Genomic DNA, 25,652 nt, shown 5'->3' with positions numbered 1-25,652 from the left:
TCACTTGCAAATACAAAACTTAAGAACACAAAAGGCAATTCAAGAAAATTATGACACCAACATCTACGACTCCCCCAACCCGCCCCCTGGAACCACAGAAGCGTGCCATTGTGATCGGGGCATCATCGGGCATTGGGGCGGCATTGGTGAGAGAACTCGCCCATAGTGGCTACCGGGTGGCAGCGGTGGCACGACGGGAAGCGAAACTACAAGAATTAAGCGATTTGGTCAATACGGCCGTTGCGCCCCAAACCGTCCTTCCCTTCAGCCACAATGTCACCAACTACGACGAAATCCCCACCTTGTTCCAAACTATCGTGCAAGCGTTAGGCGGGCTAGATATGATCATCTACAACGCTGGCGTGCAGCCCCCCGTTACGGTAGACGAATACAATTTTGAGAAAGACCGCAAAATGATTGAAGTAAATCTGCTTGGTGCCATTGCCTGGCTCAACCAGGCAGCACTCCGCTTTGAGCGTGCCGGGCAAGGGCAAATTGTGGGCATCGGCTCCATTGCTGGTGATCGGGGGCGTGTGGGTTCGCCAGTGTACAACACCAGCAAGGCAGGTTTCGCCACCTACCTGGAATCCTTGCGGAATCGGCTCACGCGGCATGGCGTCAGCGTCACTACCATCAAACCTGGCTATGTGGACACTGTTTTGCTGGCAGAAAACGCAGCCAATCCCTTCTGGGTCATCACGCCCCAACAAGCCGCCACGCAAATTCACAGAGCCGCCCAACGACGCAAGCAAACCGTTTACGTACCCACCCGCTGGGGGCTGGTTGGCCTCATCATCCGCCATATCCCCTCCATCATTTTCCGGCGGCTCAACTTCTAAATTGAAGAAAGATTTCTGTTATAATGCTCAGGAAGTTTTGGACGAAGGGATAATATCGGCAGGAGCAAAAAGATATGCAAATGGAACAACTTCAACAAGAAATTGAACAACTCTCGGATGAAGATTTTTCTCAACTGCGCCGCTGGTTTGCGGAAAAAGATTGGGAACGTTGGGATCAACAACTTGAAATGGATATCAACCTTGGCAAACTGAATTTTTTAATTGAGGAAGCACAAACGGCCAAGCAAAAAAACGAGCTAAAAGAACTTTAAATGCACCATACCACACCTCAATTTTGGGAGCGTTTTGCCAAGCTACCAGAACCTGTTCAAAAAATAGCTCGTAAAAATTTCGAGCTATTAAAACAAAACCCCAAACATCCGTCTCTCCACTTCAAAAGAATCAACCAATTTTGGTCGGTGCGAGTTGGGCTAAGCTACCGAGCATTGGCCATACAAGATGATGAAGATTTTATTTGGGTGTGGATCGGCACGCATAATGAATATGACAAATTGCTTCGATAGCCGAATTGGTAATTCATATTACGCAGTGTAGATTTCCAGAGTAAGTGCGTAACATCAGTCCATAATTTACGCAAAAAACTTTCATGATTGACAAAGAATTAATTCAACAAAATAGAACCATTACACAAAATTTACCAGCGGAACGTTTAGAGGCGGTGGCTGGTTGGGGTGGGGCCAACAGCGGCATGGCGTATCTGTATCGCCCCAGCACGGTGGCCCAGCTACGCGAGGTTTTCCAGTGGGCGGCGCAAAACAATCGCTCCGTGGGTCTGCGCGGTGGCGGCAACAGCTATGGCGATGCGGCCATGAATGATGAAAGCATGTTGCTGGACCTTACCCGGATGAACCGCATTTTGGATTGGGACCCAGAAAACGGCCGTCTCCAGGTCCAACCCGGCGTTACCCTCAACCGCGTCTGGGAATATGTCATCGAAGATGGCTGGTGGGTGCCAGTGGCCACCGGAACGGCCAAAATCACCGTCGGCGGTGGGGCAGCCATGAACGTGCACGGCAAAAACGCCTGGAAAATTGGCACCTTTGGCGACCATATCTACGAATTTGACCTTATGCTCCCATCGGGCGAGATTAAAACTTGCAGCCGCGAGCAAAACAGCGATCTCTTTCACGCGGCCATTGGCGGCTTGGGCATGGTGGGCTGCTTCACCAGCCTCACCCTGCACCTCAAGCGCATCTATTCTGGCTTGCTGCACGTAGAAGCACTCATCAAGCCCAATCTGAGCGGCACCATGCAATGGTTTGAGGACCATCTGCACAATTCTGATTATTTGGTCGGCTGGCTGGATGCGTTTAGCAAAGGCAAACGGCTGGGGCGCAGCGAACTCCATCGCGGCATCTACCTCAAGCCGGGGGAAGACCCCAATCCGCAGCAAACCTTGCGGCTAGAGACGCAACGCGTTCCACCAGAAATTATGGGCTTTTTCCCGCGCTCGGCGCTGTGGCGGTTTCAACGGCCGTTCTGGAACAACGTCGGGATGCGCTTTGTAAACATTGCCAAATTTTACGCCGCCCGCCTGCGGGATGGCTCAACCTACCGAGAACCCCACGCCCACTTCCACTTCCTGCTCGATTCACTCGACTGGAAAAAACCATTTGGCCCCGGTGGACTTATCCAATATCAGCCTTTCATCCCTGCCGAAAATGCCGAAGCCGCCTTCACCCAGATTTTGCAGCTTTGCCAGCAGCGTGGCCTGCCCAACTTTCTAACCGTCATGAAGCGGCATCGGCCCGACCCATTTTGGCTAACGCATGGGCTAGATGGCTACTCGCTGGCGATGGATTTCCGCATTACGCGGCGCAATCGGGAACGGATGGTGTCTTTGGCGCGTGAGTTGGATGAGATTGTGCTGGCGGCAAACGGCCGTTTCTACCTAGCCAAAGACAGCACCTTGCGCCCTGAAGTTACCCGCGCTTACCTCGGCGACGAAACATTCAGCAAATTTTTGGCCCTCAAGCAGAAAGTTGATCCGCAAAACATGATGCAAACCAACCTGTGGCGTCGCCTGTTCACTTCGCCATAAACACAAACACGGCAGGACTAGACAGTTGGGCTTGAAGGTTGAATAGCGAATCAAACATTTCTTCTAACTGCCTTGCCCTTACAAAATTTGGAGAAGCCCATGCCCCGAATCACTATTTCCGTCCTGGCCCTTGCTGTTTTGTTCTTGTTGATGGGCATTCTGACCCCTCTGGCTCGTGCCGATGCCCCGTTGCCATTGCCCAGCGGCAACGCTCTTTCCCTCCAGGATGAACCTGCCGAAGAAGAAACGTCCAACCCTGGCAACTCATTCTTCGACGGCGTCGGTGCTATTTTCGCCACGCTGGGCGTCTATGTGGTTACCATGTTTACGATGGCGATTGGCACAGAAATTGTGGTGGATATTTTCAAGGGTATTCTGGGCAAGCCGCTAGGCTTGAAAAGCCAGCCAAATTCCCGTAAAACATTGGCCGAATACCAAGCCTTTTTGCCCGGCCAATTAGAAGATTTGGGCGTTTCGGCAGAGGCGAAACTAAAAATTGAGCGGCAAATTGAGCAGCTAGGCAAGCTGCTGGAACCCGCATTTACGGCCGAAGCGGTGGTGAATCATTTGCGCCAAAAAGAGTTTACGGCCGCTCTCGCAGAAGTGGGTCTGGAAAATATTGGGGATGACCAAATCAACCAGGTAAAAGAAGTAACCCAAGCGGAGCTAGAGAAAGCAGTGGCTCAAATTGACACCAGCACGTCGTTGGGTAAGGCGGTGCAGGTGGCCCTGAAGCGAGGCGATTTGGTAGAAAAAGCACATCGGGCAATCGATCGGTTGGCGCGGCAGGCAACGGCCGTTACCGCCGAGCAAGTTTACCAAGCCACCGCCACCCTCGTCACGGGTGAAGTTGCCGATGGCGTCACCGCCTGGACTCGTGCCTACTTCAACAGCCTGCAAGAAGAAAGCTACGAAGCCGCCAAATCCATGTATGAGAACCAGCTAGAACCCCAAATTTTAGCCTTTGGCTTGCCAGAAAAATTACAAACGCAGTTCACGAATCAGTTTGAGGAATATCTGGAGAATTTGCGAACCTATCGCGGCACCGACGTTTACCTGGAATCGCTCAACCGATTTTTGGCCGAACTAGAGCATCAGCGAGATGAAGTCCGTAGTTGGATAGGACAACTGTTGCGCAACTTTGTGAATTGGTTCAAGCGGCTGCTCATCCGCGCCCCCAGAATTCAGGATCCCATGCTCACGCCCAAAGTCTACGATCCGCAAATAAAAGATAGTACGCAAGCAGCCGCCAAATTGATAGACCTGGAACGATATGACAAAGAGCTAGAAAGCAAGCGCATCCGCCGCACGCGCTTTCTCTCAGTGGTTATTGGTGTTTTTCTGGCCTACATGCTGCAAATTGATTCCGCAGATCTGCTGCAAGATTTGTTTCCAGCCGACGCCAATTTCTTGAGTTTGACCATAATAAGCGGTGAGTTTCTTAATCGCTGGGGATTAGGCATCCGCGAGTTCACGGCAGGGATTATTTTGACTGGGCTGGCTGCTAGCGCAGGCTCTGGTTTCTGGCACGATCAGCTTTCGCGGCTGCAATCGATCAAAAAAGGGGTAGACCAAGCCCAGGCCGCTTTGCAGCCCATCATCATCCAAACGCAAAATCCCAGTGAACAGTAGACCGGAAAACGGTAATCAGTGAGCAGCCATCGGGTCACCGAATATCGTGTCAATTCCTGCCGATTACCAATAACGAGGAAAAAATGGAACCAACCCAACTTAAAAACATTCACGAAACGCTACGGCGGGAGGCTGACAAGGTGTTGGTCGGCCTGGAAGAACCGTTTGAAATGCTCACTATTGCCCTACTAACAGGCGGGCATGTGCTGCTAGAAGGCGTGCCCGGCACCGCCAAAACGCTCATGGCCAAAACGCTGGCCCAGCTAGTGCAAGCCAACTTCAACCGAATCCAGTTCACGCCAGACCTCATGCCGTCCGACATTTTAGGCACGTCTGTGTTTGACATGAACAGCGGCCAGTTTTACCTGAAGAAAGGTCCCATCTTCACCCAAATTTTGCTGGCAGATGAGATTAATCGCGCTCCGGCCAAAACCCAATCTGCCCTGCTAGAAGCGATGGAAGAGCGGCAGGTGAACCTGGAAGGCACCCGCTACCCATTGGGGATGCCCTTCATGGTCATCGCTACGCAAAATCCAATTGAATACGAAGGTACCTACCCGCTGCCCGAAGCACAGTTGGATCGGTTCCTCTTCAAAGTGACCGTGCCGTACTCCGATTTGGAAACAGAAATTGAGGTGCTGCGCCGCTACCACAACGGCTTCGACGCGCATGATTTAGCCGCTACAGGTCTCACGGCCAAGCTCCCGGCGGAATCTATTGCCGAAGCACGGCAGGCAATTAACCAGGTGGTGGTGGAAGAGGGCGTGTTGAATTACATTGCCCAGGTGGCCGCTGCCTCTCGCCAATCGCCAGATTTAACGCTGGGCGCCAGCACACGTGCCGCCACGCACGTGCTGCTTTCGTCCAAAACGTTTGCCGCCCTGCAAGGCCGTGACTTCGTAACGCCCGATGACGTAAAATTTGTCACGCCTGCGGTTTACCGTCACCGCATCCTGCTCAAGCCAGAAGCGGAAATTGAAGGTCTGAACCCCGATGCCGTTATTCGGCGACTGCTGGGGCAAGTTGAAGTACCAAGATAGGTTTTTGCCACGGATTGCACAGATTTTAAGGATTATTTTTATTAATCTGCGAAAATCCGCGTAATCCGTGGCTATGCTTTTTATAATGATTGACACGGCCGTTTCCCATTCACTAACCCTCAAAGCAGTTAACCTCTCCCCGCTGCGTATTCCAGAGATTCAGCGGAACCCACTGGCCTTTTTGCAGCACAATGCGGCCAAACACGGGGATTTCATTCATTATCCGCTGGGGTTGTGGGAAGTGTTTCAGCTCAATCATCCGGATTTAATTGAGCATGTACTGGTGACCAATCAGCGCAACTACAGCAAAAACACGGTGCAGTACAACACACTGGCCAAAATTACCGGGCGGGGGTTGCTGACGAGCGACGGCCGTTTCTGGCGGCGGCAGCGACGGATGATTCAGCCGGCCTTTCATCGGCAGCGTGTGCTGGGCTGGGGGCAAACAATGCTCAACGCCACGCAAACTATGCTGGATGGCTGGGAAACGGCCGTACAAACCAACACCCCGCTCGACATCGACGAAGAGATGATGGCCGTCACCCTCACCATTGTTGGTGAAGCACTGCTGGGGCTGGATTTGCAAGCAGATGCCAACAAGCTCACCCATGCCGTTTTGGCCATGCTGGATTACGTTGTTTACCGTTCCCAGCGGCCTGTTCCCCTACCGCTGGCCGTGCCAACGCCGCGCAACCGCCGCTTCCGTGAAGGACTACAACTGCTAGATGATCTCATCAACCAGGCAATCCAGGATCATGAACAAGGACGGGGCAACCCCAACACAATTTTGAGCCAGATGCTAACGGCCGTTGACCATGATAATCAAAAAATGAGTCGATCTGAACTGCGGGATGAGGTCATTACGCTGCTGGTGGCGGGCCACGAGACGGCCGCTTCTGGCCTCACCTGGCTTTTTTATTTGCTATCACAAAACCCAGCCGTAGAAGATGAGCTGTTGGCAGAGATTGATGGGGTTTTGAACGGCCGTCCGCCCACCACCGACGACTTGCCCAACCTGCCCACCGTCCAGCGCGTCATCGCTGAGGCGTTGCGGCTTTACCCACCTGCCTGGGTCATCACCCGCCGCGCCATCGAGGCAGACACCATTTTCGGCGCACAAATTCCGGCCAATGCGCTCATTATCATGAGTCCGTACACCACGCAGCGGCACCCAGCTTTTTGGCAAAAGCCAGATCAGTTTTATCCAGATCATTTCTTACCCGAAGCCGAAAAAGCTCGCCCACGCTACGCCTATTTTCCCTTTGGTGGCGGCGCACGGCTCTGCATCGGCGATCAGTTTGCCAAGGTGGAGATGGGATTGATGGGTACGGCCGTTCTGCAAAAATATCGGCTCCAACTGCTACCCAACCACCCCGTCATAGCCGACCCACTCGTTACCATCCGCCCCAAACACGGCCTGATGATGACTATTCAAAGGAGATAGGATTTGCCACAGAGAACACAGAGAGAAAAAGAGCTTCAGATTGCTTAGCTGTGGCCGGCGTCCTCGCCGTGCCACCATCGGGCACGGTCAGGAGATCGACCCAAGCACATAAATTATCTCTTTTTTTCATCTCTAAAACCTCTGTGGCTAAAAAAATCATGCAGCCGACAAATCGAGGGATACTTGTTTTGCTCCTGGCTGCTCCCATCATGGCGGCAGGCATCTGGTTGCCACTGCTGCAATGGGTTGCAGTGGGTTACTTGCTGCTGGCTGGGCTACTCATCTGGTTCGATTGGCGAACGGCCGAACCCATTGAAAAGCGGTTCGACATCCGCCGCGAACACGACCAGAAGCTCAGCCTGGGAGCGGACAATCCCATCAAAATCCACATCCGCAACCGCAGCAACCGCCCCGCCGCCGTCTGGCTGCGCGACGAACCGCCCGACGCCTTCAACATCTCCCAGCGGCTGCTGAGTGGAGAAATCGCCCCGCGCCGCACCTGGGAAGCTACCTACCACGTCCACCCGCTGCGCCGGGGCGACTACCAGTTTGGCAATCTAAATTTGCGCTGGCTAGGGCCGCTTGGCCTGGCCATTCGCCAGGGTGCGCTCCCCCTCACCGACCCCATCAAGGTGTACCCCAACCTGCTAGACGTGCGCCGTTACGATTTGCTCCTGCGCAAAAATCGGCTGCAAGAGATTGGCCTGCGCAACACCCGCCAATTTGGCGAAGGCACCGAATTTGAACGCCTCCGCGAATATTTGCCCGACGACGAATACCGCCGCATTAACTGGAAGGCCACCGCCCGCCGCCATCGCCCCGTCACCGTAGAATACCAAACCGAGCGCAGCCAAAAAGTGATCGCCCTGCTCGATGTAGGGCGCATGATGCAAAGCCCCGTTGCCCAAATGGCCAAGCTGGATTACGTGGTCAACGCCGTCCTGCTGCTAGGCTACGTAGCGACGGGCAAGGGGGACAAAGTGGGCATGATGAGCTTCGCCAACGACATCCAGCATTATCTGTCGCCACGCCAGGGTCGCGGCCAGTTTTACCGCATGTTGGAGCTGCTCTACGCCGTCGAAGCCCAGCCTGTTGAGTCTGATTACCGACGGGCGCTCAGCTACCTGGCTGCCAAGCAGCGCAAGCGGTCGCTGGTGGTCATCTTTACCGATCTGACACATGGCATCAGCCTGGAAGGATTGGTGAGCCACGTCACGCTGCTGGCCAAGCGCAGTCTGCCGCTGGTGGTCACCATCAGCGACCCGGACGTGGTGCAAGCCGCCCATCAACAGCCAGAGGATTCGCAATCAACCTTCCAACGGATGGCCGCCGCCCAACTGCTGGAGCAGCGCCAAATCACGCTCGACCATCTGCGCCAGCAAGGCGTTCTCACTCTGGACGTGCCCGCCAATCAGCTCTCCATCGCCGTCATCAACCGCTATTTGGAGCTAAAAGCCAAAACCATGCTGTGAACTTGTTTTACGACCAGCGTTGCCTTTCGTATAATGCGTGCATCGTTTTACTCTCAATCAGGACAAATAGAGCACTTAATCCGACTATAGTAATGCGGCATAATATTTGTTAGCACGGCTAGGCCTTTCCCTTATTGGAAGGAAAACAACTGAAGAGGAGAAAACCAATTATGAATGGCAAAAAACGACATCCGAGAAAACTCTGGATATTAGGTTTTCTGGGGTTACTGAGTCTCATGGGATTTCGGTATCTCCAAACTGGCAATTGGTGGGATTTAGTCTGGTTCGGTCATATCCTCTGGTAGGGCTGTTTCAAAGTCGGCAGTCGCAAAAAAGGTGAAATTGCAGCATAGTTTCCAAAATCCCTGCAAGGAGCGGAAACATGCAAATTACAATTCCACCTCTAGTCACCATTTTCGACCCGATAGCCGATTGGCGCAAGCCGCGCGGCAAGCGATATAGTTTGATTAGTCTGTTCAATTTTATCGTGCTGGCTATGCTCTGTGGCAAAACAAGTGCTCGGGGCATGGCAAGATGGGGCAAATATATGCCAGCAGGGCGCAAATCGCGCCTAGGTATCAAGCCACACCATCACCCATCGGCCGCTATGTTGTGTCGCGTATTCTGGCAGATAAAACCAGAAGCCCTTGAAGCCAGTATTCAAGCATGGGTGCATCAAGTCCATCAAGAATTAGTCGCAGCAGGCATTGCTCGGGGCATTGCTATCGATGGCAAAAGCATTCGACGCGCCGCTTCATTGGGCAGCCCCAATGCTTTCCTTGTTTCGGCTGTGTGTCATCAGTTACGCATTGTGCTTACTCAAGCAGCGGTAGAAGACAAAACCAATGAAATCAGCTGTGTCCCCCCTTTACTTGAGCGATTGCTGCTGAAGGGATTGGTCATTACGGTGGATGCATTGCTCACTCAAAGAGCGATTGTGCGTCAGATTCGACAAGCTGGGGGTCATTATTTGATGTATGTCAAAGGCAATCATCCCCGCTTGCTTTGGTCGTTGGAAGCACGGTTTGCCCAGCCACAGCCCAGAAACGAGCCTCCATTTCTTTATTACAAAAGCGTCAACAAGGGACACGGCCGTCTGGAAATTCGTGAGCTATGGAGTGCACCGACTAACAATGCCTATCCGCACTGGCCTGATGTGGCTCAGGTTTTTCATCTCAAGCGGAAGCGATGGGTACTCAAACCTAACAAATACAGTGAATCCTATGTCTATGGGATAACCTCTTTGCCCCAAGCTGAGGCAAAACCTGCTGACCTTATTGCCATTACCCGAGACCACTGGGCAGCCATTGAAAATGGTCTTCATTGGGTGCGGGATGTGGTCATGGGTGAGGATGCTTGTTCAACTTGCAAGCCGGGTGCCCCGCAAGTTCGGGCTGCTTTTCGCAATATCGTTATTAACCTTGCTCGTCTAGCTGGTTTTGCTTCCGTTTCTGAGGCCATTGATGCCTTTTCGGCTGACCCTACCAGAGCATTAGACATTCTTCGACTTTGAAACAGCCCTATATCCTCTGGTTCATTTGGCTTATTCCAGTACAATCTGAATAGAATATGTCTAAAAACAGACAAGATTGCAACTTTTCACTTACTCAGCTTCATCGTATGGTATCATAAAGATGAAGAGCAACATTTTCGCCCGGCAGAACACATGCTGTTTCAAGGATGATACATATCCAAAATGAGGTCATTTACAATGATTCAGATTACAGAAAACCGATATATTGTTAGAAATGACAAAATTCTAAGTGGTGAACCAATTATTAAAGGAACACGTACACCAGTGCGGGCAATTGTGGAAACTTGGCGGCAGGGTGTTTTTCCAGAGGAAATACCAAACCTGTTACCTCACCTGACATTAGCACAAGTTTTTGATGCGTTGAGCTACTATAGTGAAAATCAGGAAGAAATCAACGAATATATTCAACGTAATCGTATTCCAGATGATTTAATTGACCCGCTGGTGAGGGACATGTGAATCGGCTTTTCATTGAACTCTATCTTGATGAAGATGTCCATGTGGTAATAGCAGACTTGCTAAAAGGGCGCGGTTTCTCTGCCATGACTGCTCGTGATGCAGGTCAGCTTGAAAAAAGTGATGAAGAACAATTAGCCTACGCAGTCAGTCAACGCAAAACGCTCCTCACTCACAACCGCCACGATTTTGAAACCCTTGCCCGTGAATATGCCAATACGAGGAAAACTCATTACGGTATTATTTTAGCCGTGCGCTATCCACCCTACGAGGTAGTGCGGCGGCTTATGCGTTTTCTAAATCATGTCACTGCTGACGAAATGCAAAATCAGGTTCGATACATCTGATCATCTTGTAGTCGCGTGCTAACAAAGCATGAACCAGAGACGCGGCGACTAGCTGGTTATTCAAGCGGCGCGGTTAGAGCAAAGTATACTCTAATCGCGCCGCGCCGGTTATGCAGGCGTTAGGGTGTGGCCAAATCATCTCTTTGATCTGTGGCTGATTTCGGTGCATATCCGCAGCACCGTGCCGCTGAGGAATTCTACGATGTTTGAGATTGAAGTAAACGGCCGTTTCCATCAAACCTTCCCCGAAGGCGGTGTCGGGGTATTGCTCATTGGCAACATAGACAATAGCAAACGCCCCACGCCGCTGGATGCACGAAAACGAGAAATTGAAAGGCGGTTGCAGGAAAAATATGCGGGATATTCTCGGGCAGACTTTTTAGAGCTAAAGATTTTGCAAGCGTATCGCAGCTACTACAAAAAGTTCAACAAAACGTATCATGTTCAGCTACAGTTAGAGTCTGTGGTGCAAAAGGGCAAGTCGTTGCCCAACGTCAGCCCGCTGGTGGACGCTAATTTTGCCGCTGAGCTAGAAACGCTGGTTCTCACGGCCGGGCACGACGCTGATTTGCTGGTTCCCCCCATTACTCTTGATGCCACCCAAGTTGGAGACGAATTTGTGCAGATGTCTGGCAAGAAACGGCCGTTGAAACCCAATGATATGATGATGTCCGACGGCAAGGGAATCATTTGCACCATCATTTACGGCCAGGACAAGCGCACACCCATTTCACCAAACACAAAACGAGCCTTATATGTTGCTTATGCGCCAGAGGGGGTCCCGGTAACGGCCGTTCAGCAGCAGCTTAAGGCAATTCACCAAAACATCTTGCTCTTTGCACCAAATGCCCAGGTTGAACTGCAAGAAATCTACGCCGCACAGGGTGGGTAAGCAGGAATCACGCAGGGTCGGCAGGTTGCTCTTGGCCACGCCCGGCCAGCAGCAGATAACTGTACAGCAAAATTCCGGTGATAATGCCCACGCTCCACTTGACAGGCCAGGGGATATTTTCGTTGGGTGAAATAAAGCCCTCAATCAGACCAGCAATGATGAGGATAGGCACACAGCCTATAATCAGCTTCACAGCTTTGCGCGCGGCCAGCATGAGGGCATCGCCCCGCTTAAGCAAGCCCGGCTGAATAATCGCCCACCCCAGCATCAGCCCAGAGCCGCCCGCAATGAAAATGGCCGATAGCTCGATCACCCCGTGACCAATGACAAAGGTCCACAGCTCAAAGCCCACATCGTAATGGGCGGTCAGACCCGTTATGCCACCTAGCAGCAGCCCATTAAAGATGAGAATGTATAGGCTGAACAATCCGGCAGTGATGCCCCCGCCAAAGGCTAAAAATGAGACCTGGATGTTGTTGGACATGATGAAGGCAGAAAAGTACGGCCGTTCATTCACCGGTATATTTGTCCAAAGTTCCTGATTTTCAATGCCAGGACGCAGCTCCTGCACGCTGGCGGGCAGTAACCAGGTAGAGGCGTCTGGCTGCCAATTGGTGAGAAACCCGGCAATGATGGCAGGGAGACACAACAGCAATGCGGCCGTCATGATGAAAGGCAATGCCTCACGGAACGTTTGGGGCAATCCAACCAAAAAATAATGCTTCAATCGCCGTACCGCCAGTGGTTCCCCCTGATAAATGATGGCGTGGCCACGGGCTACCAACTGATTGAGAAAGGTGGTAACCTGATGGCGTGGATATTCTCGTTGGGCCAAGGCCAAATCGGCCGTAACCGAACGATAAAGCTGCCCCATTTGCTGCACTTCTTGTGGATTGAGGCTGCTCATCTGTTGACTTTTATCCAGCAGTGCGGTTAACTGTTGCCAATCGGCCTGACGCGAGCGGTAAAATTGTTCAGCATTCATGATGGGATTATACTCAAGAGAAATATACAAAGAAACTGAGAAACTGAGATACGAAGAAATTGGCAATTTTTCCTTTGTCCCTTCGTTCCTTCGTAATAAAAAATATGACATCACCAGACGAGTTCTTAAATATTGACACCCCGGAAAATGTGGTTTTTGGCTACGAAGTGGTGGGCATTGGCTCCCGCTTTTTAGCCGCGCTCATCGACACAACCATCATCGGCCTGTTGTTGGCAGCCACCAACGCCATTCTGGTTCTGATTTTGTTGGGCGGTTTCGACATACTGGCGGATGCCAGCTCTGTTCTGATCGCCCTGCTCTCGCTGATTAGCTTTGCCTTTTTCTGGGGCTACTACATCTTTTTTGAAATGCAGTGGAACGGCAGTTCGCCGGGCAAGCGGCAGGTGGGCATTCGCGTTATTCGGGCCGACGGCACGCCCATTACCCTGGCTGAATCGGTGATCCGCAACCTGGTTCGGCTGGTAGATTTCTTACCAGGGGCATATGGCCTGGGCTTGGTGACGATGTTTATTGATGGCAAAGCACGGCGGCTGGGAGATTTGGCGGCTAATACCTTGGTGGTGCGGGAACAAACGGCCGTTTCCCTCGAATCTCTCAAAAAATCAACTTCTATCAGCAGCGGCGTTGCCAGCCGCGCACCGGGCAGAGCCGAAATGGAAGCCGCCAAATGGCCAGCCGAAAAGCTCACCGAAGCAGACATCCAGCTCGCTGAGTCGCTGCTGCAACGGTACAACGACCTGCCAAACGGCTTCACCCTGGCCAATCAAATTCTCGGCCGCTTGCTAGAGCGCATGGAAATTCAAACGAATCCGATACGGCCGTCGGAAGCTATCTACGCCATTAAACGCATCGTGCAAATTTACCACTACGATCGGTAGACAATTATACGCTTCCCCCCGCCGCCAGATAATCTGTGTAGGCGCCGTCGAATTCGGTGAAACGGCCGTCCTTCAGCTCCAGCACCCGATCCACCACCTGATCCAAAAAGTAACGGTCATGCGACACAATCAGTAATGTGCCGTCAAACTCATCTAGCGTTTGTTCCAGCACCTCAATCGAGGCAATGTCCAGGTTGTTGGTTGGCTCGTCAAGGAGAAGTAGATTCGGCCGTTCTAACACCAGCTTGGCTAGCTGCAATCGGCTGCGTTCGCCACCGCTCAGCTTGGCGATGGGCTGCTGCATCTGGTCGTAGGTGTACAAAAAGCGGTGCAAAAACGCGACCGCCACCTCGCGGCTGACAGGAGCCGTTTGGCGAATTTCACTGATCAGGTCGCGGCTGTAATCGAGCGTTTCTTGCTCCTGGGCATAGTAGCCAATCTTGATACTGGGACCGATTTTAATTTGCCCGTCGTGAATGGTTTCGGGGTCAAGTAGCTGCTTAAGCAGGAATGATTTGCCCGCCCCATTGGGGCCAACCAGCCCTACCCGCTCGCCGTGCCACAAAATTTGGTTAAGCTGATTGAAGATAGCACGGCCGTTTTCAAATCGCCGCGTTACATTTTCCAGTTCCAACACCTTGTTGCTGCCCCGCCAACCCGCTAAATTCAGCGACATGCGCCGCTGCTCCGCAACTTTTTCCACCTTGTCCATCTTGTCCAGCATTTTGCGGCGGCTGCGTGCCTGCTTGATGTGCCGCTCATTCACCACCTGCGACGCCCACAGCTCAAAACGAGCAATGGCGGCCTCAATGCGGGCAATCTCTTTTTGCTGGGCAGCATACATTTGGGCCTGCCGCAGCCGCGCCAGCTCCCGTTCGGTGGTGTAGTTTGTGTAATTGCCAACGTACAGGGTGATACGGCCGTTTTCCAATTCAGCAATGTGCGTCGCCACCTCATCTAATAAATATCGGTCGTGAGAAATAATCACCACACAGCCTGAATAGCTACGAATGACCGCTTCCAACTTTTGCTTGGCAGCCAAATCCAGATGGTTGTCTGGCTCGTCCAGCAGCAGCAAATCTGGCTGCTTTACCAGCAGTTTGGCCAACATGATGAGCTTCTTTTGACCGCCACTCAAATGCTCCGTTTGGGTTACCCACTGGTCTTGCGGAAAGCCCAAGCGGGTGAGGGTTTCTTTCACGCGGCTCTCGTAGCTGGCACCATCTAGCTGCTCAAGCTGGTGCAATAGCTTTTCATGCTGCGCCATCACTTTTGCCAGGCGGTCGCCATCTTCATATACGGCCGGGGTTCCCATCTGCTGTTCTAGATTAGCCAATTTTTGGTGAATAGTGGCGATTTGGGGAACGGCAGTCATCGCTTCAACCAGTACCGAGTTGCCAGCAGGCAATTCCGGTTCCTGCTGTAATCGCCCCCAGGTTAAGCCTGATTTACGGAAAATATTGCCATCATCTGGCTCTAGCTCTCGTGAAATCAACTTGAGCAGAGTCGATTTACCAGCCCCATTCGGCCCCACCAACCCAATGCGCTGCTGGTTTTGCACTTCCCAGTTCAAGCCAGAAAGAATCAGCTTTCCGGTTAAAGAAACCGCAATTTTATCGAGATTAAATAATATTTCTGCCATCATTTGCTCCGATTGTGCTGATTGGGGCTGGCGTTTGGAGGTTGCCAGCCTCCAAACGCATGATTTAAAACAAAAAGGCCGAGGCTAAAAATCGCCTCGGCCTTGAAAACTATCTAAGTTTACATAATATTCACTCAGGAGGCGCACCGATATTGGGACGCGGCGAGATAGAGCCAAAACGAATGGCTGCAGAATATCGACGATCGAACCAAGAAGTAAATATCATAGGCAAAGAATATCCTAAGCAGCGACATGGCGCAAATGCTCAAATGGGTAATCAAAGGTATACTTTGGTGCATGAATAAGAAGGTATCTTTGTTGCTCATCATGCTGCTTTTAATCATGGCTGGTTGTGATTTAGCCAACAGCTTCAACCAGACATCTCCGGAAGAAACAGACCCGAACGCAACAGATAGTGAAACGGCCGTTGCCACCAGCACCCCCGCCACTGACACCACTCCCGATATTGCCATTCCATCTACACCGATTACAGACACACGGCCGTCTTTACGTGTTTGGCTACCCCCAGAAATTGCCATCCCAACCGATGCAGGAGCGGCCGTTCTAAACGCCCAACTTGCCACCTTTCGCAACAACAATCCTGATTTAGATCTTACCATCGAACAAAAATCGGTAAGCGGCCAAAGCGGCATTCTGAACTATTTACGTACGGGTCGCGCCGTCGCCCCAGACATTTTGCCAGACCTTGTTGCCATTCCTATCGATCAGCTTGGTTTGGCCCAATCTGAAGAACTTGTTTATCCGCTGGGCGGCCTTATTGAAACCAGCTTACTGGAAGATTTGTATCCAGCCGCCCTGAACCTGGTTCTCGAGGAAAATCAGGTTGGCGGCTACCCATTTGTGCTAACCGGGTTACCCCATCTGGCATACAACAGCCGGGTTGTTACCGATACCATTTCCAGCAGCTGGCAGCTTTTTGCCGAGCAGCCATACAGCTTTGTCTTTCCGGCCAACGGCATTGCTGGTTCCAAACTGGGTCTACAGCTCTATCTGGCGGCAGGCGGCACGCTCGTCAATGATGCCGGACAGCAAGCCTTGCAGCTTCAGCCGTTAACCGCCGCATTGGAGCAGCTACTGATTGCTGAAAATCTTGGCCTCATTTTAGACCAAAGCAGCAATTATGTGACCCTGCAAGAAACGTGGCCCCTGCTACAAGCTGGTACGGCTTCCGTGGCGTTAACCAACAGTGAGCAATTTTTACAGCAGCGGGATGCAGATGGGGTGTTTCAGGCAACGGCCGTTCCCGGGCTAGATCGTCAGCTGACCCCACTGGTCTCTGGCTGGGCCTGGGCCATTAGCACGGCTGACCCCACGCAACGAGAGCTGGCAGCGGCGTTGCTAAACGCGCTCATTGAAAGCCAGAATTTAGGCGAATGGAGCTACGCCAGCGGTTACCTGCCCGCCCGGCAAGCTGCGTTCATGTTCTGGCCAGATGACGACAGCTACAAAGCGTTTGCTAGCGGTCAGCTTAGCCAGGCCAGCCCGCTGCCTATCAGCCCCGGCAGCAATCTCATGACCATTCTCAACAATGCCGTTTTTGATGTAATTACGCTAACCAAATCCCCTCAAACCGCAGCCGAGGAAGCAGTCGCTGCGCTGCAACAGTAGACAATTATGCCCGACTTCAACCAATATAGAGAGGATATTCAAGCTATCATCAACGCTGCTCTGGAACAAGCTGACCCGCAAACGGCCGTTGCCAACCATCTCCACAAAAAAGGCAACCTCCTTACCATTGGCTCGCACCAATTTGACCTGACAAACGGCCGTCTGTTCATCCTCAGCATCGGCAAAGCGGCTGTACCGATGGCCCTGGCAGCCGTGGAAATTGTGGGAGAAACGGCCGTTGCTGGCGGTGGTATTTTGGCCAAACATTTGCCAGAGGAAACCAAATTCCCTCTGCCTGCTTATGAAGGCAACCATCCCGTGCCGGGCGAAAAAAGCATTGAGGCCACACAAAATCTACTACAAACCCTTCACAACCTTACCGCAAACGACCTTGTCCTGTGCCTCATCTCCGGCGGCGCGTCCGCCTTGTTCACCCAACCCTTGCTGCCCTTGGCAAAGATGCAGGGGATTACCCAAGCATTGCTCGCTAGCGGCTGCACTATTCAAGAGCTCAACACCGTCCGTCGCCAGTTGGATCGGGTAAAAGGGGGCGGCCTGGCACGACTGGCAGCACCAGCATATGTACTCAGCCTCATCCTCAGCGATGTGGTCGGCAACGATCTAGCCAGTATCGGCAGCGGCCCGACGGTTGCCACACAAGAAACAGCAAACGACGCCATTGCCATTTTGGAACGATATGGAATCGCTTTGCAAGATATTGGCCATGCAGGATCTGACGTGCGGTCCCCAACCAATGTCCTCGACAATGTCATCATCGGCAGTATCCAACAGTCGGTCCAGGCGGCGGCAGCCAAAGCAGAGAAACTCGGCTTTCACACTCGCCTGCTCACCACAAAACTGGAAGGCGAGGCGCGAGAAGTGGGCCAATTTGCCGCCGCCTTGGCCAAAGATGCCCCGCCCCAAAGTGCCACCTTGCTCGGTGGCGAAACGACCGTCACCCTACGTGGCAATGGGATTGGTGGGCGCAATCTGGAAACGGCATTAGCAGCCGCCATCGGGCTTGAAGGGTGGGACAACCGAACGATCACCAGCTTTGCTACCGACGGCGACGATGGCACTAGCGGCGTAGCCGGCGCAACGGTGACTGGGCAAACTGTGACAGAAAAGCAAGCTGCACTGGCCTACTTGAACAACAACGATAGCTACACCTATTTTGCCCAACAAGATGCGGCTTTAAACGGGCCACATCTTATCAAAACTGGCCCTACCGGCACGAATGTGAATGATTTAATCCTTATTTTGAATTACACGTAGAGACGTTGCAATGCAACGTCTCTAGCAATAGGAATATAGAATGACCATAAAATTTGGCACCGACGGCTGGCGTGCCGTCATCAGTGAAACGTTTACTTTTGGCAATTTGCGCCTGGTCGCCCAAGCTATCGCCGACTACATCCGCGAAGAGAATGCTACTGACCCCAGTGTGGTGGTTGGCTTCGACACGCGCTTTTTATCTGATCGGTACGCGGCGGAAGTGGCCCGCGTGATGGCCGCTAACCGCATCGACACCTGGCTGGCTCGCGCCGACACGCCCACGCCAGCCATCAGCTATGCCGTGCTAAACAAAAATGCCACGGCTGGAGTCATGATCACCGCCAGCCATAATGCCCCTCGCTACAACGGTATCAAGCTCAAATCTTGTCACGGTGGTGCCGCCAGCCCGTCCCATCACCAGCGGGTCGAGCGGCTGCTAGATCGCAATCTCTCTAGCGGGCGCGGTCCCAACCTGATGGATTTGGACGAAGCAATTCGCCGAGATCGCGTCCACAAATTCGACCCATCCTGGGCATATTACGAGCATCTCAGTGGGCTGGTTGATTTAGACATCGTGTCCGGCGGAGAGCTGCGCGTGGTGGCGGACGGCATGTTTGGCTCTGGGCGTGGTGCATTTAGCGAGATGCTGGCACGCGGCCGAACGCATGTCCACAACATCCGCCACGAGATGAATCCTGGCTTTGGCGGCATCCACCCAGAACCGATTGCCCGCCATTTGGGGCTGCTCATGTCCACCATTCAGAGTGGGCATTGGGCGGTGGGCTTGGCAACTGACGGAGACGCCGACCGCATTGGCGCGGTGGATTCGCAAGGCAATTTTGTCGATCCGCACCGCATTTTTGCCTTGGTGCTGCGCTATCTGCTGGAAAAGCGTGGCTTGCAGGGCAAAGTGGTACGCACCGTTTCCACTACCCGCATGATTGACCGTATTGCCGCCCAGAACAGCCTGGAAATGATCGAGACGCCTGTTGGCTTCAACCATATTTCTGATTTGATGATTGCCAACGGCGTGGTGATGGGTGGCGAGGAGTCTGGCGGCATGAGCATTCAGGGACACATTCCAGAGGGTGATGGGGTGTTGATGGGGCTGCTGCTGCTGGAAGTGATGGCGGCAGCCAAAGCCCCGCTGCATGAGCTGGTTGACGATTTACTGGCGCAATTTGGCCCAGCCCAATATGCCCGGACGGACATGAGGTTAACCCGCCCTGTCGAGAAAGCCCGCATGGTGGAAATGCTGCTCAATCTGGCTCCGTCATCAATTGCAGGCGTGGCGGTGGAAGATGTGCAGACGGTGGATGGGGTAAAATATTATTTGAATGATGGGAGCTGGCTATTGATACGGCCGTCCGGCACCGAACCTGTCCTCCGTGTATATGCAGAAGCCCCCAACGATGAGCGGGTGAAAGCACTGCTGGGCTTTGGCGAAGAGATGGCGGCGAAGGCGTGAATTTTTGCTACATTTGCCACAGAGGACACAGAGGGTTTAGAGGTTGGCTGGTTCTCATTGTGGTTGTGTTGCTCCTGGCTGGTTGTAGCAATGCCGCAGAATTTGCCGTTCCACCCACAACTTCTCCCACTGCAAATCTCACCCTCCCCGATGGCTTTACCGCAGAAATTGCTGCCTCTGGCTTATCTGGCCCCACGCAGATGATTTGGGGTCCAGACGGCCGTCTTTGGGTAGCTCAGCTGTTTGAAGGGGAAAGTGATGAAGCCGGGCAGGTAGTCGCGGTTGATTTGGCATCCAATAGCCAGGAGGTTTTGCTGGAAGGGCTAAACAAACCAACGGGCATCGCCGTGCTGGGCGGCGCTTTGTGGATTGCGACAAAAGACCATCTGCTTCGCGCCAGTCTGGACGAGGCATTAAAGCCGCAAACGCCGAAAATAATTCTCACCAACATGCCAAATAACGGCCGTTCCAACGGCACACTCACAGTCACCCCAAACGGCCATTTGCTATACGAAACCAGCGGGCGACGCAGTGGCAACCGCGCCAGCGATGGCTCTGGCATTTTGTGGCAGCTTGATCCCAACCAACCAGACAATCCCGCCGTGCTGGCAACTGGCTTGAAGAATGCATATGCGCACGTGTTCGATGGAAACGGCCGTCTCTGGATTACAGAAATTGGCGACGGCAGCGTAACTGGAACCGATTTTGAGGGCCAGCCGCCGGAGGAGCTGAATCTGGTTGTTACAGGTGGCGATTACGGCTGGCCGCAATGTTTTGGCAAGCAGGAACCGGCCTTAAATCGGGAAGGCTCGTCAGAAATTTGCACCCAAACGGAACTGCCTGCTGCTCTTTTTCCGCCGCAATCTACGCCCACCAGCATCGCGGTTGCGCCGTGGGACGATTCGGTCTTGCTGGTAGCTTTGTGGCTAACGGGGGAAGTAATGGCCGTACAGATTGAGGTGGATGGGAACGGCCGTTTCACCGGAACCAGCAGCACTTTCCTCACCGGCATCCAAAATCCTCAGCACCTGCTCCCCACCCCAGATGGCAGACTCCTCGTCTCCGACTACCGTACTGGCACCATTTATAGGATTAGGAATTAGCTACAGAGCAGACAGAGGGAAAAGAGAGGTTGATCAAACCCTAGATCGTATTGCTTGTACCCAGATATGCTAACCGCAACTAAATACCTCTAGCTCAACACCTCAAAAATCTCCGTGTCCTCTGTGGCTAAAATTACCCTTTGGCGAATTGCTCGATGATGCGGGCGGTGTGTTTGGTGCCTAGCAAGAAATAATCGAGGCGCATGTTTTCGTTGGGGGCATGTACCTGGCTGCCAGGGTAGCCCACGCCAGCCGCCACCAACGGCAACCCTAGTGTATGAATGAACGGGTAGTTTGGCCCGCTGCCGCCAATCATTGGTGCCACGTTAGGCTCTTTGCCGTAGACAATTTCGGCCGTTTCATTCGTCAACTGCACAAAGGGATCATCCGGATCTACTTTGGCCGGTCGGCCACCACCATGGAGCGTAATTTCTACATCCGAGAAGCCGTTGGCATCCAGATGCGCCCGCAATTTGCTAACCACTTCTTCTGGCGTTTGGTTGGGAACGAGGCGGAAGTCGATCTTGGCACTTGCCTTGGCAGGCAGCACTGTTTTGGAACCTGGCCCCTGATAGCCAGACGTGAGGCCGCAAATGGTGCAGGTGGGTTCAAAAACGGCCGTTTTCTTCCATTCCAAACTATCCGTCATACCCAACAAAAATCCGTCTAGATTAAACATCTCTTTAAGCTGCGCCGCCTCAGACGGCATGACTGCCAGGAGTTCCAAATCTCGCTCGCTAGGCGGCTGCACATTGTCGTAAAAGCCGGGAATAAGAATGCGCTCGTTTTGGTCTTTGAGGGTGCTAAGTGCCCAGGTGAGCCGCCAGGCTGCGTTAGGGAAAATCGAGCCACCAAGACCAGAATGGGCATCAATTGAGGCAGTTTGCACAGACAATTCCACAAAACAAATCCCGCGCATCCCCAACGCCTGAGACGGCCGTTCCTCATAATCGACACCGCCAAATTCCCAAATGCAGGCATCGGCGGCCAACTTCTCTTTGTGCTTTTCCACAAAAGCGGGCATGTTGGAGCTACCAATCTCCTCTTCTCCCTCAATGATAAATTTCACGTTGCAAGGGAGGCCACCCAGCGCATCCTTCACCGCTGCCAGGGCAGCCAAGCGGCAGATGATATGCCCTTTGTCATCGCTGATGCCGCGTGCGTAATATTTGCCGTCTCGCTCCGTGAGTTCAAACGGTGGCGAATCCCACAGTTCCAATGAATCGGCGGGCTGTACATCGTAATGAAGGTAGAAGAGGAGCGTTTTGTCGGAACGGCCGTCTCCCTCTCCAAATGCCTCAGCATACACCACTGGATACCCATCCGAGGGCATCACTTCGGCGCGAAAACCTTGCTCATCCAGCATAGTAGCAACCAGCTCAGCGCATTCATCAATCCCTTCATTCGTCGCCGAAACGCTTGGCTGGGCGCACAGACGCGCCAGTTGTTTAATCCAGTAATCTACATTGTTGTCAATATGGGCGTCGATTTTGCCCCAGATGGGGTTTGAGATTTGCAATGTCATTGTTTGTCCTTTTGGGAATTGATTTTTTGAGACCGGAGACTTTAGATTAGAGATTGGAGGGTACCTTGAATCTCTAATCTCCAGTCTCCAATCTCGTAATTGTTATTCCAGATGGCTGGTGTCGTTCAGGCGCACGACAACAGGGCCGCGACTGTTCACTTCAACGATGCTGAGGCCAGTGTTACCGCGCATGGAGAAACGGCCGTAAAGTCCTGCATCGATCCCCATTACCTGCCCTAACAGAGCGTGTAGCAAGCCACCATGCGTTACCACTAGCACCGTGCCCTCGCTGTGCGCTTCAACGATGCTCTCAAAAGCGCGCAAGGCACGGCGGCGCACCTCAACAAATGGCTCTCCGTTAGGCGGATCAACCATGCCCCGCACTGATTTGGCCCATATTTCCGGGTATTGCTCGCGGGCCTGCTCACCGGTCAGGCCGCTAAAGTCGCCTACGTCTCGCTCGCGCCAAAGTTGGGTGAGAATGGGTTTGAGCTTGAGGGCATTTGCCAGGGGAACGGCCGTTTGCACGCAACGCTGCAAATCACTGGTGTAAATTGCCTCAATGGGCCAGCTTTGCAGCCGTTGGCAAAGCGCGTTGGCTTGCTGCTGCCCGGTTTCGTTAAGGGGAATATCGGCGTGGCCTTGCCAGCGGCCTGCTTTGTTCCAATCGGTTTGGCCGTGGCGGGTGAGCAAAATGGTGAGATCAGTCAAGGGGTGGTTCCTCTTTTGCTTTTTTAATGAATGCCTGCACTTCGGCAACGGCCGTTTCTGGGTAGTTGGGTAGGTACGGCCGCAAATGAAGCGTAGCGACCAGCAACAGACTCTCAGCCGCTTTTAGCGTATCCTGGTCTAAAATTTGGTTTAGCTCCTTGCCTGTTGCCGGGTATACGCGCTCAAAGCGGCGGAACGGATCAAGGTTGTCCAGCAGATGATCTTCTTCGGCAGGCAAAAACTCAGCCAGCATGTGCAGCAAGTGAATCAGTGCAAACGTTTTGATGAATTGGCGACCGCTCAACAGTTCGCCACGCGCCTGCCGCCCCACGCCTACGTAAATGTTCATCAAAAATTCGGCAAAACGCTTTTCGGGATCAGAACGACCGTGAGCCACAAAATCCTGCGTTGCCAGTTCCAGATCCGCCAGTCTTGGGGTTAGCTCGGCCTTGTCTAGCAGCACCCGATACCGATTTAGCCGAGCCATTCGCAGTTCATCTTCATTAAAGACGGCAAATTCCAGCAGATGCCCGCCTTGGTAAAGTGCCTTCACGCCATGCTCAGTTTCGCGGAAGTGAAAAACCAGATCGTCGGCATGGGGCAGCCAGGACAGATCCTGACGCATATCTTCCTGAACGCCCTGAATGGTAATGACGAAAAAGTCGTGGTCAGACCATTCGTCTGGTTGATAATCCAGCTGCGCCATTGATCCAAGCGCAACTAGCCCCAGCACGCGAGGGTCACCGTCCAGCTTCCGTTTCAACTCATCTGTAAAGCGATTGTATCTGGCTAAATTCATCTGCCAGCCTCCGTTTTCAATTTTTGGGCCAATCGCACCAGCCACGTATCCCTTTTTTTCAGCTCTTCCCAACCGTCAATGATGTGGAAAGCGGCCGTTTCCAACAACCGATCCATTGTTTCTGGCTGCCAAAAAGTAAAAAAGCGAGGGAACGTATGGCCATACTTAGTGGTGGGCACCCATTTCTCCCCATCCCCCAACTTGACAGATAAATACAACACGCCGTTGGGTTTTAACACGCGCCAAAATTGTTGCAGCGTTGGCAGTAAATCGTCTCGGTTCAGATGCAGCATGGATGCGCTGGCCCAAATGCCGTCTATTTGTTGCCCAATGGGCAACTGACGCATATCTGCCTGGGCAAAGGGCACTTTGTAGCCCTGGTTGTCCCGGCCCGCCCGCATCATTTCATGGCTGTAATCCAAACCGATGGCATTTAGGTGGTGTGTTTGGAGAACGGCCGTATCCATCCCCGGCCCACACCCCACATCCAAAACGGTCGCGTCCTCCGGCAATAAGGCCATAAATTTCTGCAAATCAGCATCCAACGAACCTCGTTTTTGCCATGCCAAAGCATAGTCAGCTGCAATTTTGCGGTACGTCTCTCGCGTTTTTTTCAGGTGGTTCATAAAGAGTTTGGAGAAGTGGGAACAACTTGTAGCAAGTGGGCAATTTCCACCAGCGTAGGGCCGTCGATGAGCGTCATCGGCTTGCCCTGCGCCCAACTGCGGGCGGAATCTGAAATGCCTGCCGTCGTGACCAAAAAAGCGTGGGCGACCCCTTCATGTATGAGGGTGCCATACAGCTCCCGCACAATATCTGGCCCAATGGTGCTGCGGTATCGCTTGCACTGCACAATGGCCCGTTTGCCACCGGTGCGCGTCAGCATCAAATCAACACCTAAATCGCCGCTCCGCCCCCGCAAGTTGACTTTGTATTTTTTCTGCCGAAATAGTCGCGCTACATATTGCTCAAACTCGGTGGGCTGTAAATTATAAAGCTGCTCTAGGCTCAGGGGGTGAAACGGCCGTAACATCTCTCGTCGTTTCTGCCACCAGACCACTCCCCACAGCACCACCAGGGTTGCCAGCCAGCCAATCTCCACTAAACGTACAAATTCCGTACCTACGCCAGACAAGTTGAGCAGCCACGCCGGTTGGCTGATTGCCCGAACCAGCAGCCAGAAGAGGTAAACGGCCGTTAAGGCTCCAATAATCCAGCGACTGTGCCAGGAAACAGACGGTCTGGGCTGCGAGTGAAATCGAGGGGATTGCTGGCGAAAACGCCATTCAGTGCGAACTACCATAGCCTTGAATTGTAATCGGGAGTGCCAAAATTCCCAAAAAAGCAGAAGTGGCCGTCACTTTCTTTGCTGCCTAGAAATCTTCAAGATAGAAGTGACTATCACCTCAAATATTGTCACCCCCCAAAAGCAAACAGCATAGCTCCATAGGGTTCGTTCACAAATAACTTTTGTTCAGAAAACGAACCCCAAGGCTTGACCGCTTACCGACACTCAAAAGTTAAAAACGGTCAAGCCCATAGTACGATTCTCCAATTGTGGCGAATCAGCTAAAGTCGAATCTACACGGTGATTGAAATCCAGAAATGGATGGCATCAGTGCCACTGATTACATCCGCACACACTGGCCCGCTAGCCAACAGCCATACATTGTCGCCATGACTGCCAACGCCCTCAGCGGCGACCGGGAAAAATATCTGGAGGTAGGCATGGACGACTACATTAGCAAACCTGTCCACATGGATAAGCTGGCAAATATGCTCAAAAGTCACCCCAAATTGACGCTCTCGCCTCACTAAAAACCGCTTCTCTCCACCCTAATCTGACCAAATTAGCTGCGTACGCAACGGATGACGGCCGTTCTCGTTTGTCGTACAAT

At 52.8% G+C, this 25,652-nt stretch carries 25 protein-coding genes; 18 read left to right on the top strand and 7 right to left on the bottom strand.

Translation table 11 applies throughout. The features are described from left to right. Nucleotides 1-50: 50 nt before the first annotated feature. The 12 genes from ACOQPU_RS25135 to ACOQPU_RS25080 all read left to right on the top strand — a co-directional run bounded on the left by ACOQPU_RS25135 (nt 51) and on the right by ACOQPU_RS25080 (nt 11,718). Complete coding sequence (locus tag ACOQPU_RS25135) at nt 51-839, top strand: SDR family NAD(P)-dependent oxidoreductase (RefSeq protein WP_420642576.1); 789 nt, start codon at nt 51-53, stop codon at nt 837-839. Between the two features lie 74 nt (nt 840-913). Further along, nucleotides 914-1,111 carry a hypothetical protein gene (locus tag ACOQPU_RS25130; RefSeq protein ID WP_420642575.1) on the top strand — a complete coding sequence of 66 codons (198 nt, stop codon included), beginning with the start codon at nt 914-916 and terminating at the stop codon, nt 1,109-1,111. After that, a complete protein-coding gene (locus tag ACOQPU_RS25125; protein WP_420642574.1) occupies nt 1,112-1,363 on the top strand; it encodes a type II toxin-antitoxin system RelE family toxin in 252 nt (83 codons plus the stop codon). A gap of 83 nt (nt 1,364-1,446) precedes the next feature. Then, nucleotides 1,447-2,901: an FAD-binding protein gene (locus tag ACOQPU_RS25120; protein ID WP_420642573.1), complete on the top strand. Its 1,455-nt coding sequence runs from the start codon at nt 1,447-1,449 to the stop codon at nt 2,899-2,901. A 99-nt stretch (nt 2,902-3,000) separates the two neighbouring features. Beyond that, complete coding sequence (locus tag ACOQPU_RS25115; protein ID WP_420642572.1) at nt 3,001-4,533, top strand: hypothetical protein; 1,533 nt, start codon at nt 3,001-3,003, stop codon at nt 4,531-4,533. An 83-nt stretch (nt 4,534-4,616) separates the two neighbouring features. Continuing rightward, nucleotides 4,617-5,573, top strand: a complete 957-nt coding sequence (locus ACOQPU_RS25110; protein WP_420642571.1) for an AAA family ATPase — start codon at nt 4,617-4,619, stop codon at nt 5,571-5,573. Nucleotides 5,574-5,646: 73 nt separating this feature from the next. Then, complete coding sequence (locus tag ACOQPU_RS25105; protein ID WP_420642570.1) at nt 5,647-7,017, top strand: cytochrome P450; 1,371 nt, start codon at nt 5,647-5,649, stop codon at nt 7,015-7,017. A 158-nt stretch (nt 7,018-7,175) separates the two neighbouring features. Then, nucleotides 7,176-8,489 (top strand): DUF58 domain-containing protein, encoded by a 1,314-nt coding sequence (locus ACOQPU_RS25100; RefSeq protein WP_420642569.1) that lies wholly within the window; start codon nt 7,176-7,178, stop codon nt 8,487-8,489. Nucleotides 8,490-8,871: 382 nt separating this feature from the next. Beyond that, on the top strand, nt 8,872-10,002 hold the full coding sequence (locus ACOQPU_RS25095; RefSeq protein ID WP_420640702.1) for an ISAs1 family transposase: 1,131 nt from the start codon (nt 8,872-8,874) through the stop codon (nt 10,000-10,002). A 198-nt stretch (nt 10,003-10,200) separates the two neighbouring features. Continuing rightward, a complete protein-coding gene (locus tag ACOQPU_RS25090) occupies nt 10,201-10,482 on the top strand; it encodes a DUF433 domain-containing protein (protein WP_420642568.1) in 282 nt (93 codons plus the stop codon). Next, nucleotides 10,479-10,826, top strand: a complete 348-nt coding sequence (locus ACOQPU_RS25085) for a DUF5615 family PIN-like protein (RefSeq protein WP_420642567.1) — start codon at nt 10,479-10,481, stop codon at nt 10,824-10,826. The genes ACOQPU_RS25090 and ACOQPU_RS25085 overlap by 4 nt, the downstream gene beginning before the upstream one ends. A gap of 202 nt (nt 10,827-11,028) precedes the next feature. Next, entirely contained in the window at nt 11,029-11,718 is a 690-nt protein-coding gene (locus tag ACOQPU_RS25080) for a phenylalanine--tRNA ligase beta subunit-related protein (RefSeq protein WP_420642566.1), read from the top strand. Nucleotides 11,719-11,725: 7 nt separating this feature from the next. On the opposite strand, the gene ACOQPU_RS25075 is transcribed toward ACOQPU_RS25080, so the two are convergent. Next, complete coding sequence (locus ACOQPU_RS25075; RefSeq protein WP_420642565.1) at nt 11,726-12,703, bottom strand: stage II sporulation protein M; 978 nt, start codon at nt 12,701-12,703, stop codon at nt 11,726-11,728. 104 nt (nt 12,704-12,807) lie between these two features. Here ACOQPU_RS25075 and ACOQPU_RS25070 point away from each other — a divergent pair, with 104 nt between their 5' ends. Next, a complete protein-coding gene (locus tag ACOQPU_RS25070) occupies nt 12,808-13,602 on the top strand; it encodes an RDD family protein (protein WP_420642564.1) in 795 nt (264 codons plus the stop codon). A 4-nt stretch (nt 13,603-13,606) separates the two neighbouring features. Here ACOQPU_RS25070 and ACOQPU_RS25065 read toward each other — a convergent pair whose 3' ends face one another. Next, entirely contained in the window at nt 13,607-15,247 is a 1,641-nt protein-coding gene (locus tag ACOQPU_RS25065) for an ABC-F family ATP-binding cassette domain-containing protein (protein WP_420642563.1), read from the bottom strand. A gap of 294 nt (nt 15,248-15,541) precedes the next feature. On the opposite strand from ACOQPU_RS25065, the gene ACOQPU_RS25060 reads away from it, so the two are divergent. The 4 genes from ACOQPU_RS25060 to ACOQPU_RS25045 are packed head-to-tail and all read left to right on the top strand — an operon-like array spanning nt 15,542 to nt 20,719. Beyond that, on the top strand, nt 15,542-16,873 hold the full coding sequence (locus ACOQPU_RS25060; protein WP_420642562.1) for an extracellular solute-binding protein: 1,332 nt from the start codon (nt 15,542-15,544) through the stop codon (nt 16,871-16,873). Nucleotides 16,874-16,879: 6 nt separating this feature from the next. Next, nucleotides 16,880-18,148, top strand: coding sequence for a glycerate kinase type-2 family protein (locus ACOQPU_RS25055; RefSeq protein ID WP_420642561.1), 1,269 nt, complete (start codon nt 16,880-16,882; stop codon nt 18,146-18,148). 40 nt (nt 18,149-18,188) lie between these two features. Beyond that, nucleotides 18,189-19,616: a phosphoglucomutase/phosphomannomutase family protein gene (locus tag ACOQPU_RS25050; RefSeq protein ID WP_420642560.1), complete on the top strand. Its 1,428-nt coding sequence runs from the start codon at nt 18,189-18,191 to the stop codon at nt 19,614-19,616. A gap of 59 nt (nt 19,617-19,675) precedes the next feature. Beyond that, nucleotides 19,676-20,719 carry a PQQ-dependent sugar dehydrogenase gene (locus ACOQPU_RS25045; RefSeq protein WP_420642559.1) on the top strand — a complete coding sequence of 348 codons (1,044 nt, stop codon included), beginning with the start codon at nt 19,676-19,678 and terminating at the stop codon, nt 20,717-20,719. Nucleotides 20,720-20,852: 133 nt separating this feature from the next. Here ACOQPU_RS25045 and ACOQPU_RS25040 read toward each other — a convergent pair whose 3' ends face one another. The 5 genes from ACOQPU_RS25040 to ACOQPU_RS25020 all read right to left on the bottom strand — a co-directional run bounded on the left by ACOQPU_RS25040 (nt 20,853) and on the right by ACOQPU_RS25020 (nt 25,057). Then, the gene (locus ACOQPU_RS25040; RefSeq protein WP_420642558.1) at nt 20,853-22,244 is read right to left on the bottom strand and encodes a M20/M25/M40 family metallo-hydrolase; all 1,392 of its coding nucleotides are present in this window, start codon (nt 22,242-22,244) and stop codon (nt 20,853-20,855) included. A gap of 102 nt (nt 22,245-22,346) precedes the next feature. Then, nucleotides 22,347-22,955 carry a histidine phosphatase family protein gene (locus tag ACOQPU_RS25035; RefSeq protein ID WP_420642557.1) on the bottom strand — a complete coding sequence of 203 codons (609 nt, stop codon included), beginning with the start codon at nt 22,953-22,955 and terminating at the stop codon, nt 22,347-22,349. Next, nucleotides 22,948-23,754 carry a hypothetical protein gene (locus ACOQPU_RS25030; protein WP_420642556.1) on the bottom strand — a complete coding sequence of 269 codons (807 nt, stop codon included), beginning with the start codon at nt 23,752-23,754 and terminating at the stop codon, nt 22,948-22,950. Before ACOQPU_RS25030 ends, ACOQPU_RS25035 begins: the two co-directional genes overlap by 8 nt. Continuing rightward, nucleotides 23,751-24,380: a class I SAM-dependent methyltransferase gene (locus ACOQPU_RS25025; RefSeq protein WP_420642555.1), complete on the bottom strand. Its 630-nt coding sequence runs from the start codon at nt 24,378-24,380 to the stop codon at nt 23,751-23,753. The genes ACOQPU_RS25030 and ACOQPU_RS25025 overlap by 4 nt, the downstream gene beginning before the upstream one ends. Continuing rightward, a complete protein-coding gene (locus ACOQPU_RS25020) occupies nt 24,377-25,057 on the bottom strand; it encodes a restriction endonuclease (protein WP_420642554.1) in 681 nt (226 codons plus the stop codon). The genes ACOQPU_RS25025 and ACOQPU_RS25020 overlap by 4 nt, the downstream gene beginning before the upstream one ends. 302 nt (nt 25,058-25,359) lie before the next feature. On the opposite strand from ACOQPU_RS25020, the gene ACOQPU_RS25015 reads away from it, so the two are divergent. Continuing rightward, the gene (locus ACOQPU_RS25015) at nt 25,360-25,572 is read left to right on the top strand and encodes a response regulator (RefSeq protein ID WP_420642553.1); all 213 of its coding nucleotides are present in this window, start codon (nt 25,360-25,362) and stop codon (nt 25,570-25,572) included. Nucleotides 25,573-25,652: the final 80 nt, after the last annotated feature.

The sequence above is a fragment of the Candidatus Leptofilum sp. genome (genome assembly GCF_965223285.1).
GTDB lineage: Bacteria > Chloroflexota > Anaerolineae > Promineifilales > Promineifilaceae > Leptofilum.
This window is presented reverse-complemented; position numbering and strand designations above follow the sequence as displayed.